This window comes from Vibrio sp. E150_011 (genome assembly GCF_053544015.1).
On record NZ_JBHFOL010000013.1, the window covers coordinates 96,602 to 109,776 of the forward strand.

General features: G+C 46.2%; 15 protein-coding genes. 1 reads left to right on the plus strand and 14 read right to left on the minus strand.

Translation table 11 applies throughout. The features are described from left to right. Positions 1 to 108: 108 nt before the first annotated feature. The gene (locus ACE1OE_RS17795) at positions 109 to 1,374 is read left to right on the plus strand and encodes an outer membrane protein transport protein (protein WP_449211844.1); all 1,266 of its coding nucleotides are present in this window, start codon (positions 109 to 111) and stop codon (positions 1,372 to 1,374) included. 266 nt (positions 1,375 to 1,640) lie between these two features. Here the strand turns inward: ACE1OE_RS17795 and ACE1OE_RS17800 are convergent, their stop codons facing one another. The 14 genes from ACE1OE_RS17800 to ACE1OE_RS17865 all read right to left on the minus strand — a co-directional run bounded on the left by ACE1OE_RS17800 (position 1,641) and on the right by ACE1OE_RS17865 (position 13,173). Then, complete coding sequence (locus ACE1OE_RS17800) at positions 1,641 to 2,567, minus strand: MlaA family lipoprotein (RefSeq protein ID WP_449211845.1); 927 nt, start codon at positions 2,565 to 2,567, stop codon at positions 1,641 to 1,643. Positions 2,568 to 2,790: 223 nt separating this feature from the next. Further along, positions 2,791 to 4,020 (minus strand): c-type cytochrome biogenesis protein CcmI, encoded by a 1,230-nt coding sequence (ccmI, locus tag ACE1OE_RS17805; protein WP_449211846.1) that lies wholly within the window; start codon positions 4,018 to 4,020, stop codon positions 2,791 to 2,793. Further along, positions 4,020 to 4,499 (minus strand): cytochrome c-type biogenesis protein, encoded by a 480-nt coding sequence (locus ACE1OE_RS17810; RefSeq protein ID WP_372060749.1) that lies wholly within the window; start codon positions 4,497 to 4,499, stop codon positions 4,020 to 4,022. Before ACE1OE_RS17810 ends, ccmI begins: the two co-directional genes overlap by 1 nt. Beyond that, complete coding sequence (locus ACE1OE_RS17815; protein WP_449211847.1) at positions 4,496 to 5,050, minus strand: DsbE family thiol:disulfide interchange protein; 555 nt, start codon at positions 5,048 to 5,050, stop codon at positions 4,496 to 4,498. Before ACE1OE_RS17815 ends, ACE1OE_RS17810 begins: the two co-directional genes overlap by 4 nt. Continuing rightward, positions 5,050 to 7,011, minus strand: coding sequence for a heme lyase CcmF/NrfE family subunit (locus ACE1OE_RS17820; protein WP_102467660.1), 1,962 nt, complete (start codon positions 7,009 to 7,011; stop codon positions 5,050 to 5,052). The genes ACE1OE_RS17815 and ACE1OE_RS17820 overlap by 1 nt, the downstream gene beginning before the upstream one ends. Then, a complete protein-coding gene (ccmE, locus tag ACE1OE_RS17825; protein WP_102467659.1) occupies positions 7,008 to 7,493 on the minus strand; it encodes a cytochrome c maturation protein CcmE in 486 nt (161 codons plus the stop codon). Before ccmE ends, ACE1OE_RS17820 begins: the two co-directional genes overlap by 4 nt. Further along, entirely contained in the window at positions 7,490 to 7,696 is a 207-nt protein-coding gene (ccmD, locus tag ACE1OE_RS17830; RefSeq protein WP_102467739.1) for a heme exporter protein CcmD, read from the minus strand. The genes ccmE and ccmD overlap by 4 nt, the downstream gene beginning before the upstream one ends. Positions 7,697 to 7,701: 5 nt before the next feature. Then, positions 7,702 to 8,454 carry a heme ABC transporter permease gene (locus ACE1OE_RS17835; RefSeq protein ID WP_449211848.1) on the minus strand — a complete coding sequence of 251 codons (753 nt, stop codon included), beginning with the start codon at positions 8,452 to 8,454 and terminating at the stop codon, positions 7,702 to 7,704. A gap of 65 nt (positions 8,455 to 8,519) precedes the next feature. Further along, positions 8,520 to 9,188: a heme exporter protein CcmB gene (gene ccmB / locus ACE1OE_RS17840; RefSeq protein WP_102467657.1), complete on the minus strand. Its 669-nt coding sequence runs from the start codon at positions 9,186 to 9,188 to the stop codon at positions 8,520 to 8,522. A gap of 1 nt (position 9,189) precedes the next feature. Then, complete coding sequence (gene ccmA, locus ACE1OE_RS17845) at positions 9,190 to 9,807, minus strand: cytochrome c biogenesis heme-transporting ATPase CcmA (RefSeq protein ID WP_102467656.1); 618 nt, start codon at positions 9,805 to 9,807, stop codon at positions 9,190 to 9,192. Positions 9,808 to 10,095: 288 nt separating this feature from the next. Next, complete coding sequence (locus tag ACE1OE_RS17850) at positions 10,096 to 10,599, minus strand: DUF2802 domain-containing protein (RefSeq protein ID WP_449211849.1); 504 nt, start codon at positions 10,597 to 10,599, stop codon at positions 10,096 to 10,098. Beyond that, on the minus strand, positions 10,599 to 11,093 hold the full coding sequence (locus tag ACE1OE_RS17855) for a chemotaxis protein CheW (RefSeq protein ID WP_102467654.1): 495 nt from the start codon (positions 11,091 to 11,093) through the stop codon (positions 10,599 to 10,601). Before ACE1OE_RS17855 ends, ACE1OE_RS17850 begins: the two co-directional genes overlap by 1 nt. Before the next feature lie 57 nt (positions 11,094 to 11,150). Further along, positions 11,151 to 12,404, minus strand: a complete 1,254-nt coding sequence (locus ACE1OE_RS17860) for a chemotaxis protein CheW (RefSeq protein WP_449211850.1) — start codon at positions 12,402 to 12,404, stop codon at positions 11,151 to 11,153. After that, positions 12,391 to 13,173 (minus strand): ParA family protein, encoded by a 783-nt coding sequence (locus ACE1OE_RS17865; RefSeq protein WP_102467653.1) that lies wholly within the window; start codon positions 13,171 to 13,173, stop codon positions 12,391 to 12,393. Before ACE1OE_RS17865 ends, ACE1OE_RS17860 begins: the two co-directional genes overlap by 14 nt. Between the last annotated feature and the right edge of the window lie 2 nt (positions 13,174 to 13,175).

Sequence of the window (13,175 nt, forward strand, 5' to 3'; positions counted from 1 at the left end):
CAAAGCATTTAACTCCAAAAATGCGCCTTTTGTAATAAATAAGTGTTAAAGCATTTGCTCTAAAAATACAATCGCCGCTCAAAATAGAAATGCATTGAGCGAATAATAATGACAATATCAACACGTACTCCCCTTTCCATAGCAGTGGTGCTAGGTTTACTTTCTTCTACGCAAGTGTCTGCCGCAGGCTTCCAGCTTGCTGAGTATTCAGCGACGGGCCTAGGCCGTGCATACGCTGGTGAAGCAGCGATGGCAGATAATGCCAGTGCACAATGGCGTAATCCTGCCATGCTGACTTACCTAGAAGGCACACAGGTTTCTGGCGGCGTGTTGTATGTTGAACCGAATATTGATGTTAAGGGAACAGCTGACACAGGATACACAGAAGCGAAAGACATTGCTCATAGTGCACCAGTACCTAACCTGTATCTCTCTCACCAACTCAATGACCGGTACTTTGTTGGTTTAGCGTTAAGCTCTAACTACGGCATGGAAACCGAGTTAGACAGCAATTTCGGCGCAACTCAATATGGCAACGAAGCGAAAGTAATGACTATAGAAGCGGTGACAAGTCTTGGTTACAAAGTAACGGATACCGTGAGTGTTGGCGGTGGTATTCGCTTTATCACCGGCGAAGGTAAAATTGGCGCAACCGCTCCGAACAACAGTATTCCGGGTATCGACAAGGGTGATTATCTTAAATACGTTGAAGGTACCGATTCATCATGGGGCTACCAATTAGGGGCAGCTTGGCAGATTAATGAATCTAACCGTATTGGCTTTGCCTATAAATCTGAAGTCACGATGGACTTTGACGGCTATGGTGAAGGCGCTGGCTTCAGTTTTAGTGGCAAACAAGATGGAAAACTCAGCATTGCTCTCCCTGCAACAGCAGAACTGTCATCATTCCACCAGTTAACGCCAAAATGGGCAATTCACTCTAGCATTAACTGGACACAATGGAGTAGTTTTGACAAGTTAACCGCCGAATTTGCAGACGGCTCTAGTTCTGAAATTAAAGATGAGAACTGGAAAGACAGTTATCGTTTCGCGGTTGGTACTACGTATAGTCTAAACAAAAAAGTCACGCTTCGTGGTGGGGTCGCTTATGACATGTCAGCAGTTGACGACAAGTACCGTACCACTACCATTCCAGAAACCGACCGTACCTGGCTTAGTGCGGGTGCAAGCTACGCATTCAGTAAGCAGTTTACCATTGATGGCGGTTTGACTTATATCATGGCGCGAACGGCTACGATTGACGAGCCACGAGTTCCGTCTGATGGCCTAGCGGACATGTTATACGGTGGATTCACTGGCGAAATCTCTGGTGATGTATGGATTGCCGGCATTCAAGCCAACTACCGTTTCTAATTTTACTGCGTAAATACGTTGTTACTGACACGATAATCTCAGTATTGGTAACAACGTAAACACAATGCCTAACAGCGTGTCACTCCTGCGCAGGCAGGAACCTAACTAAGGCTGGGGCTCGCTGAAAGTCGATCCCAGCCTTAGCTGGGATGATAAACTTTTCTTCTAGCACTTTTCTTCTAGCACTTTTGCTGTATAGCTTTATCTAGAATCTTGCTTATCAAAACGCCACTCTGAGAGTGGCGCTTTATCTGGTCATCGTGAATCTATTCAAAATCGTCTAAGTAATCATCGATATACGCTTCTTGCTCTTCGTCCACCTCATCATTTGTCACTTCGGCGTTGTAGTCCTGACGTTGAATATAGATATCTCGAGTGAGTGCATACGGATCCGGCGATTGTTCAAGTGTGACTTCTTGCGGCACCAACAATGCTCGTTTCTCCATTCCTTCTAGTGCCCACTTACCAAAACTGGCCCAGAAGTTAAGGTATGAGATCGGCGGGTAGAAGCCATCAACGGTATCAGCAAAAGAACGCACTGTAGTTGGGCCGTAGCCCGGCACCATAATATAAGGACCGTGCCCTACACCATAATGCCCAATCGCATCACCAAACTCTTTCTTATCTCGCTTTTCAATTCCAGCGGCTGACGCAATATCAATAAAGCCTAGCAACCCTAAGGTACTGTTGATCCAAAAACGATTAAAATGGTCTAAAGCTTTGCCCCCATTACCCATTACCGCATTGTTGACGGCGCTGAAGGGTTCATCTAAGTTCGCTAGAAAGTTACGTACACCAAGACGCACAGGATCAGGAGTATAATTGACGTATGCCAATGATACTGGGCGAACAAAGTACGGATCGAGATAATCATAGTTCAGATCCCACATCACACGGTTAAAGCCTTCAATGGGGTCATAGATGTCTGAATCTGTGACAGATTCATCGGCAGTGTTGGTCTCTAAAGGCGTGTTGAGATTAGGCGTCTGATCGGAGTCCGATGCCAAGGCAGGTTCAGAACTCACGGCAGTATTATTACTGGGTTCTGATTGCTGTAATTGCTGTGCTGTTGTCTCTTCAACGTCAGTCGATTGAGCTGTTTCATCCGGTGCCGACGAACAACCAAACAGAAATACGCTAGAAACAAAAACGGCAAAAAGTGTCTGCTTTTTGCCGGTTAATGCTGATTGCATAACCTCTTCCATAAGTCGCTGCAATCTGAGTTTTTTTAGTTTTTACTTTCTATAACCATATGATTTATAGAAATAATGCTCGAGATTGCTACTGTACCACTTTGAATGAGTATACATCCTAGTATTCAAGCATTCTAGGTTTAGTCGCAATCAAGATGCATTTAAATAACAATCATTTCATCATTATTGATTATTAATGAATGTAACCGAGCGTTAGCACTGGTTAATATTGCTGATTGATATTCACCTCAATCGTATCACCAAGCTTGCCCGGTTGGCTCTCGCCATACCAGTCACCCTCACGGGTAGACACGTTGCCATCGCTATCAATTCGCGCACGAATCATAAGACCATCTAGGTCAGACAGCTTTCGGCCTTCCATCATGCTGTCTTTATCATCCAACACGACAGTGCGAGGGAATGTACCCACAGGGTAACGAGCGGCAGCTATCGGCATTGGCGCGCCGTCGGCAGTATGAGCCGAAACAATCAAAAACGACGTCGGTCGTGCAGACATTTCTGGTGAAACGGTAATATTCACCGCAACTGCGTTTGCACTGACCTGCCCCGTTTTGTGTTCCGTTTCGCCAAGACGCGCTTCCGCACTCTCGATACTGCGACTCAGCATTTCGTAACGGCTATCATCAGGACCAATCAACTGTTGCATAATGCCCCAATATTTAGCCGCACCAGCAAAGTCTTCGCGTTCAAACGCATCAAAGGCCAACAAAGAGAACACACGCAGATCAACATAGTCTTCTTGAATTAGCCCCGTCAACAAACCACGGGCGCGATTCTGATCCATTTCGTCTTGCGACATCATCAACGCTTGAGCGAACCCTAGCTGAACATCAGCATCTTTTGGCGTTAAACGGTAGGCATTTTCCATGGCATCTGTTGCCGTTGTCACATCACGATTTGCCAAGGCAATACGACCGAGTAACAACCAACCAGTAGAGTCATTCTTTTGGTAATGCAAGCGAGTTCGAAGTGCCAGAGTCAAATCTTGCATTTCTTCTTCGGTCATCGGCTCTGCAGACCCTGCCATCAATTTCTTCGATAACTCAGGCAGGTTTGCGGAAACGTCTTGCCACTCTTTCACTTTTGTCGCACCACCAAAGGCAGCGTACAGGCCATAACTCATACCAACAATCAATATCAGTGACGGCACAAGTACGGTCATTGGAGAGATCGCCGACTTGTCCTGCTTCTCTTCTTTTGGGATGTCATCAAGCAGAGACTGCTTAAGATCAGAGATGAGGTCTTGTTCGTTTTCAACCAAGCCTTCTTCTGTCTCGATCGCCAACTCGCCTAAACGGTCTTTATAGAGCGCTTTGTTGAGATCGTCACGTAGCTGCTCATCGTTATGTACTTTTTTACTGCGCAGTGGAATCGCTAACATGAAGCAAGCAACAACGACTAATGCGACAGTCGATATCCAAAATAGTGTCATTATTGCTTATCCCCTGTCTTTTTTTCATCTAGCAAGGCGTTAAGCTCCGCTTCTTTTTCATCACTCCAGTTACTGGTGCGTGCTTTTTTGATTTTGCTTTTACGACTTCTCAAGATAATCATACCAAAACCAATCAGGACAACAGACAAAGGCCCTGCCCATAGAATAGCGGTGCCCAGAGTCAGTGGCGGATTGTAGGTCACGAAATTGCCGTAGCGAGCAATCATGTAGTCAACGATCTCTGACTTAGACTTGCCGTCTTTGGTCATCTCATACACTTTTTGACGTAAATCTTGCGCCAATTCTGCATTTGAGTCGCCAATAGTATTGTTCTGACACTTTGGACAGCGAAGCGTGTGATTCAGCTCTTGGAATTGAAGCTCTTGTTCCATCGAGTCAAATTCATGGATCTCAATCGCGGCCTGAACAGAAAAAGCCAGCACGAGCGCAGAGATCCCAGCGATTAACCACTTTCTCATTGTTTCGCCTCCTGCAGGAGTTCTTGATACATCGGCTGAAGTTTTTCGCTCCAGTTTCGAGCATTCACATCGCCAACATGGCGGTAGCGAATCACGCCATCCGCATCAATTAAGAAGGTTTCCGGTGCACCATAAACGCCAAGGTCTAGACCCAGCATACCGTCGCCATCAAACAAACTAATAAGGTATGGGTTGCCCAGCTCTTGCAGCCATTGAACCGCTTTATTACGCTGATCTTTGTAATTAAGTCCAATGATTTTAACGCCATCTCCCGCCAACTCGTTTAGATATTGGTGCTCGGCATAACACGTTGGACACCACGTCGCCCAAACATTAAGAAGAAGAGGCTCACCTTTAAAGATAGATTGATCGTAAAGCTTGCCAGGTTCGACTAAGTCTTCAAGCCGAAACTCTGGAACCTGTTTGCCCAACAATACGGACTCTAGCTTGGTCGGATCATCTCCTGCCGAATTGCGGCTCAACTGAACCGCAAAGACAGTAACAAGCACCAAAAAGAAAACCAACGGAATAAACAGTATCTTTTTGTTCATTACGCTTTCTCCTCTTCGGCTGACGGTTTACGGAAGCGGTAACGCTTGTCGCTAATGGCTAAGGCACCACCAATCGACATGAATATCGCACCTAACCAAATCCAACGAACAAACGGCTTGTGGTAGATACGGATCGCCCAAGAACGCCCATCATCAAGCTGCTCACCCATCGCAATATACAAATCACGAGTGATACCGCGATCAATCGCCGCTTCGGTCATCATAGACTTCGCGGTGCGATAGAAACGCTTTTCAGCATGTAAGGTGTTGATGTACTTACCGTCTTTTGTGATTTCGAAATCAGCAATATAGCCATCATAGTTAGGACCGTCATGATCACGTAGACCTTTGAAGTAAAAGTCATAATCGTTGATTTGGTAGTGTTCACCCGGCGCTAAACGCACGTCACGCTCTACGCTATAGTTCTGCACCATTGCAATACCAATCACAGTGACCGCCATGCCTAAGTGAGCCATGATCATAGCCCAATGGCTGCGTGGGAGTTTTCTTACCCCCACCATAAAGCTGTGACGGTGAGTCGCACGTTGATAGAGCTCAAAGCCGTGCATCGTGACAATCCACGTGGCCATTACCCAGCCAAGGAACGCAAGACCTGTGAAAAACTCGGCCAGCAACATAACCATTAATGCCGAGAACGCTAGCGAGATCACGCCAGAGATAAGCATCGGTTTTATGAGCTTCGATAAGTCATCACGCTTCCAGCGAACCAGAGGACCGATACCTAACAAAAACGCAAATGGCACCATTAACCACGTAAACAACATATTGAAGAATGGCGCACCAATGGACACGGAACCCAAACCAATCTGTTTATGGACGAGCGGCAGCAATGTACCAATCAACACAACAACCAGTGCGGCTATGAGTAAAATATTGTTACCTAGCAGCGCATTTTCACGCGACACTAAATCAAAGTTACCCCGAACTCGAACAGAGGCCCCTTTCACGGCGAACAATAGCAATGACCCACCAATCACAAAGACCAGGAAGCCCAAAATGAACATACCGCGCGATGGATCGGAAGCAAACGCGTGTACAGAAACCAAAATACCTGAACGAACTAAGAACGTACCGAGTAAGCTCAATGAGAACGCAGAGATTGCAAGCAATACGGTCCAAGCTTTGAATGTGCCGCGTTTTTCAGTGACCGCAAGGGAGTGCATGAGCGCCGTACCGGCTAGCCAAGGCATGAATGAGGCGTTTTCAACCGGATCCCAGAACCACCAGCCACCCCAGCCAAGTTCATAATAAGCCCACCATGAACCTAGTGCGATACCCAACGTTAGGAAAACCCATGCCGCTGTAGTCCAAGGACGGGACCATCTTGCCCATGCCGTATCCAAACGGCCTGTCATCAATGAAGCAATCGCGAAAGAGAAGGCAACCGAGAAACCAACATACCCCATGTACAACATCGGCGGATGGATAATCAAGCCAGGATCTTGCAATAACGGGTTGAGGTCACGGCCATCAACTGGGAAGAATGGCAGCGTACGCAAAAACGGGTTAGACGTGACGATAATAAACAGTAGGAAGCCCACGGTTATCATACCCATCACAGCCAAAACACGCGACACCGACTCTTGAGGCATGCCACGACTGAAGGTCGCGACGGCCACAGTCCAACCTGCTTGGATTAAAACCCAAAGCAGCAACGAGCCTTCGTGCGCGCCCCATACCGCTGTTAGCCGATAATACCAAGGCAGCATGGTATTGGAGTTACTGGCAACATAAGTCAGGGTAAAGTCGTTACTATAGAAAGCCCATAGCAGAATAAGAAATGACATCAACAACATTAAGAACATGCCCCAAGACAACGGTCTTGCGGTGTTCATCAGCATGGTGTTGTTTCTTGAGGCACCAATAAGCGGCAAGATACTGAGCAGAACCGAAAGGCTCAGCGACACTATCAGGGCGAAATGCCCAATTTCAGCAATCATTGACCGCTTCCTTGTTTTTGTTCAGACGAATATTCGAGTGGCGCATGAGTTTTCTTCATCGCTTCGGCGACTTCAGGAGGCATGTATTCTTCATCATGCTTCGCTAATACTTCAAAGGCTTCTATCGTCGTTGGATCGACCAACACACCTTGAGCCACAATGCCTTGCCCTTCACGGAATAGATCCGGAAGGATACCATCGTAAACCACCGTCACTTTCGGGCCGACATCCGCCAGATCAAAACTGACACGCAGTGATTCATTGTCTCGTTTTACTGAGCCTACGACGACCATGCCGCCAATACGCAAGCGCTGGCCAACCTCTGGCAGAGAGCCATCATCTTTACCGTTTACCAATTCCGTTGGTGTGTAAAAAAGGTCCATATTCTGATTTAACGCATAAAGAATGAGTCCCACGGTGGCACTGATGCCAATAAAGATAGCAAGGATAATTCCAAGCCTTTTCTTACGCCTAGGGGTCATAATGTATTCTCCATATTTTTCGCCGCGTCAATCCGCGCTTGTCTGTCTACTTTAGCCTGAACCTCTTTGAGTAAGGTCTTGCCGCGTGAAACACTGGTTAAAAGCAAAATAAAAAGTGATAAAAAGGTAATGCCAAAGGCGCTCCAAACGTAGCCTGCATAACCGCCCATCGCAAAAAAGTCACTTAATGAATCAAAATGCATGGTCATTACCCTCGTGGCTTAAGTTTTTGATTGGCAAGAGCAATCACCCACGGGCGATGACCTTCCTTACTGATAATTTCGTTACGAAGTCGGATAAGCGTCAAAGCGCCAAAGAAAAATGCAAAGCCTATGATATTGAGCAATAACGGCCAAAGCATATCACTTGAGATTGACGGTTTGGCAAACTTGGTAATCGACGCGCCCTGATGGAGTGTGTTCCACCATTCAACAGAAAAGTGAATGATCGGCAGATTGACCACACCGACAATAGCAAGAATGCCCGCTGCTTTAGCGGCGGTTTTTTGGTCGTCAAATGCATGATAAAGCGCAATAACGCCGAGATACAGGAACAAAAGGATAAGTTCAGAAGTAAGACGTGCATCCCACACCCACCAAGCGCCCCACATCGGCTTACCCCAAACGGCGCCAGTCAGTAACGCAATAAAGGTAAAGACTGCGCCAATAGGTGCCATTGCAAGGGCCGCCATGCTCGATAACTTTACCTGCCAAACGAGCCCAACAAATGCGGCGATCGCCATCGACATGTATACACCCATTGACCAAATCGCCGACGGGACATGGATATAAATGATCCTAAAACTATCGCCCTGTTGATAGTCAGATGGAGCGAATGCAAGCCCCCACACCGTACCAACAGAAAGACAAGCCAGCGCTATCGTGGCAAACCACGGCAACAAACGACCACACAATTGATAAGCAGTTTCAGATTTGGCATAAGGATGAAGCCATTTCCACATAGTGTCTCTCACTCTTTTAACAACATTGCCGTGTCTCTACAATGGACACACGCGCATAATAATTATTAGTTAACGCTGACTCTAAGGGCAGCGCTGATAGCAATTGGGGTTAATGTCATCGCACCTGCCAACATGGCCGCCAACAAGGCTAACTGCCCGTTATACGCAACACCCAGCGATGCCGCATCAATTGCAGACGTAGCAAAAATCAAAATAGGGATATAAAGCGGCAATACCAATAAACTTAGCAAGACCCCTCCCTTTTGCAATCCAACCGTTAACGCAACACCAATGGCGCCAATAAAGCTTAACGTTGGTGTGCCCACTAACAATGTTAATACCACCGCCAACCACGTATCGAAATCTAGTGATAGCAAAACAGAAAGCAGTGGGCTAATCAAAATCAGCGGCAACCCCGTTAGCAACCAATGTGCGATAATCTTTGCCATCACTACCAATGATAATGGTATGGGCATGAGCATCATCTGCTCCAACGCGCCATCTTGGAAGTCATCTTTAAAGAGGCGCTCCAAGGATAATAAAGCCGAAAGCAGTGCGGCAACCCAGACTATCCCAGCCGCAATGCGTGCTAATAAATTTGGCTCTGGCCCTATACTCAAAGGAAAGAGCGTAATGACAATAATAAAAAACCACAATGGGTTAAAAATGTCCGCTTGACGTCGAAAAGCAATAAGTAGTTCGCGACGGATGATTTTCATCGTAGAAGCTAACATACTACGCTCCGAGCTTAATTTTTTTTAGTTTAGGGCTTTGACTAAACATATCTTGATGGGTGGTCAACAATACAATGCCACCTTTGTTGGCATGGTTAAGAAACAAGTCTTCCAATACCTTGACACCCTGTTTGTCAATCGCCGTCAATGGTTCATCTAGTATCCATAATGGTTGCTCACTCAGCCACAAACGCGCTAACGCAACTCTTCGTTGTTGACCAGCGGATAACTGTGCAACTGGCACGTCCTCACGCCCAGCCAGTCCGACTTGGGTCAAGGAATCAAATATCTGAGATTCAGAGGTATCAGGAGCATGAATCGACTGGTAAAACTTTAAGTTTTCAAAGGCGGTCAATTCTCGCTTAACACCCGTCTGGTGCCCCAAAAAGAGCAACGATTGGTGATACTCTTCTCGATTGGACTCAATCGTTTCATCTTTCCATCGAATTTCGCCACTTTCTCTATCACCTAGACCCGCTATGATTCGCATCAAGGTGGTTTTTCCAGTGCCGTTTCGACCTTCAATCTGAACTAGGTCCCCGGATTGTAACGAAAATGATAAATTTTCGAACAATACGCGTTCATCTCGAATCGCGGTTAACTTTATGACTTCTAACATTCATTTACGTGCTGGGTCGAAAAGAGGTTCATCTTACCATAGCTATAAAGCGACAATAGGATAATGATCAAACTCGCTTCACGAAACTTGAGAACAACGCGCCAAGCGTTGATACCATTACCAATCAACTAACCCTTAAGTATTATAAAATTAAATTTTTTGCGCCATAATGACTGTTAGAATAGCAGACGTCATTTTGCTCGCGAATAGGAAAACGTAATAATTTATTATGAATGTAACAAGAAAATAACAAGTGTATCTCTTTAATATCAATACACTTGTTAACAACTATCGAGGACGCTTTGGCGTTTGATAATTTCTGATTTGAGGTTTGGCAGTTTGACCGCGCGTGGTATTTAACGGTGGAACCCGTTCTTTGCCTGCAATCTTATTTTGCAGTGACATCATGAGTTCAGCTTCGGCTTTTGGCAGCTCGCACTCTTCAATCAATTCATTGATGTCCGCACCAAGTTTAACCATCTTGTTGGCACGAGTGTAAAGACGGCCATCGCTATCGATGTTTTCTAATTCAACGACACGCTCAGTCAAGTGACGGATAATATCCTCTTGCTCTGAGATCTTTTGACCCAAACCCACCAACACCGAGCGAACTTCAAGCAATTGTTTATTGCACTTGTCTAACTCTCTGTCTGACTGACGAATCTGTTGACGGCTTGTATTTTTGTGCACGTTTAACTGGCGATGAACTTTCACTAACCAGATAAAAGCCACAATAAGCGCAACCGCCCCTATCCATGGTAGAGGCGATTGAAATGGCAATGACTCAAACATTATAAGTAAGCCATATCGTCCCACTCATCTTCTGAGAGCAGTTTATTTAAGTCGACAAGTATCAGTAACTTACCTTCACGATTACTCACGCCTTGAATGAATTTCGCACTTTCATCGGTACCAACACTCGGTGTGGTATCAATTTCTGAAGAGCGTAAATACACCACCTCAGCAACACTATCAACTAAGATACCGATCACTTGACGCTCTGATTCAATCACAATAATACGTGTATTATCGGTGGTCTCACCTTGCATTAAGCCAAAGCGTGAACGTGTATCGATAACCGTAACCACGTTGCCACGTAGGTTGATAATACCTAACACATAGTCTGGCGCACCGGGAACAGGCGCAATTTCCGTGTAACGAAGTACTTCGCGTACTTGCATTACGTTGATGCCGTATGTTTCCTCTTCTAATTGAAAGGTTACCCACTGCAACACTTCGTCATTAGCTTGGTCTTTTCTTAGTTCTACATCCATCGTCTGAGACATGATTTTCCTCTCAATATCTTAATTGCGGAGCCATCCACAATGGCATCATTCTTGTTGTTATTGTACTGAATTAACATCTAATCCAGCATTAAGCATTTCAATTAGTTCTGACACATGCACTAGTGCACACATTTTTTCTTTTACCATACCGGCAAGCCAAGGACGTTTACCTGATTGCTCACGCCAACGAACGGCTTCTGGTTGCAGTTGTTCCGTGCCTTTCAATTTCGTTGCGGCAAGGCCCCAATTACTTTCTCCAAGCATCACAATGTATTCATAATCCAATTTATAATCATCACCGTTCAGCACCTGAGGCATCACCCAGCGTGCCGTATCGACAACATCGAACTGGCTATCTCGACTCGACTGCAAACCAAGATACCATCCAGGTCGTCCGATCAAATGACTAAGCTCTCCCATTTGATGAATCCCGCCCAACTCATCAAGCGGAACTGCAAATGTCACGTCATTAACCGAAAAATACAATACTTGAAAACTTTCACTGCGCTCGGTGCTTTGCCAACTATCAAGGTGGCCACCACCAACGTCTCCGGTCGACGCGGCCCCGATATGCGCGTCTGCTGATTCGTTTTCGCGGCTTGTGTCAGTGCCTACTTCAGGCGCTGTCTCGGCAATTGCAGGCTGTACATCAACAGAATCATGACGGTCGAGGTTTAGATTTACATCCACGCTTTTACTAGTATCGGCAGTTAACCCATCAGCTTGAGGGTTGGATTCGTTCGCGACCGCTTCTTCTGTCGCGATCTCCCAACCCTGAATCTCAGTCTCTAACGACTCGTTACTATCAGTTTCTGACTGAGACAAAGTCACGGCATCCGTGTCCCCGCGCATGCCATCAAATAGCTTTTCTAACTGTTGTAAATTCGGCGGTTCATCGTAGTCAATCGGTGCACTCGTTGATGGATAAATAGCAGGTTGCGTCATCGACGATTGAGCCGGTGATAACCATTCTCTTGGCTCCGGTAGGCAAGCCGCGGAGTTTGCATCCTCGCTTGCTGCAACCTTGCTTGGCGAGTGGAGTTCGCCGTCTACTTGGCTACCAGCGTCAACATTTTCAGTGGCCGTACACTGAGCATCTTGTTGAGACAAAACATCGACGGCGGTATCTATATCTACTTCCACATCTACCGCTATATCAACAACATCGTCTTCTTTGGATTCCGCATCGGATAGCACCGTCGATGGAGGAAGGCCGTCAATGTCTTCTGAAAAGTCACCGATACCAAGTAATGAGTTGAAATAGTCATCAAGCGCCTGTTCGCTTGATAGAGGCGTCTCATCCATTGCCATCAATTGCCAGCCTCTCTAAATAAATAAGCAGTTGCTTGTAGGCAAACACCCCTCGACTACCAGAAGCAAAGTGTGATGCTGGTAAGTGCTTGAGGCTCGCATCTCGGAACTTGGTGTCAATCGGCACCGCTGAGCTCCAAACTTGATCCGGATAATCCTGCTTCAATTGTGTGAGCGTTTGCAGCGATGCACGAGTTCGTTTGTCATACATCGTGGGTACAATCGTCACTTTAAATGGTCGTTGACGAGACTTTTGCATGATGGCCAATGTTCGAACCATTCTTTCCAGCCCTTTCATGGCCAGAAATTCAGTTTGAACTGGAATCAGGATACGATCGCTGGCGGCCAGAGCGTTTACCATCATGACGCCAAGGATAGGTGGACAGTCTATGAGCACATAATCGTAGTGGTCACGCAGCGTGAGTAACGCTCGCTTAAGAATAAGCCCCATACCACTGCGATTACCCATGACACGGTCTAGGGTCGCCAAAGACATATGGGCTGGAATCACATCAATATTGTCTATCTCTGTGGCATGAATCAGTGCTTTGACTTTAGGTTCGGTAAATTCCTTTAACTGAAACAAGTCAAATAAACTCTGAGGTAAGGTGTCTGAATCCATGCCGAGGTAAGTCGTCAGGGAGGCATGAGGGTCGGTATCAATTAATAACACGCGGTGACCTTTCTGAGCTAGAAGCCCTGCTAAGGTTACCGTGCTTGTGGTTTTTCCGACGCCACCTTTTTGATTCGCAACACTCCATACAATCATGT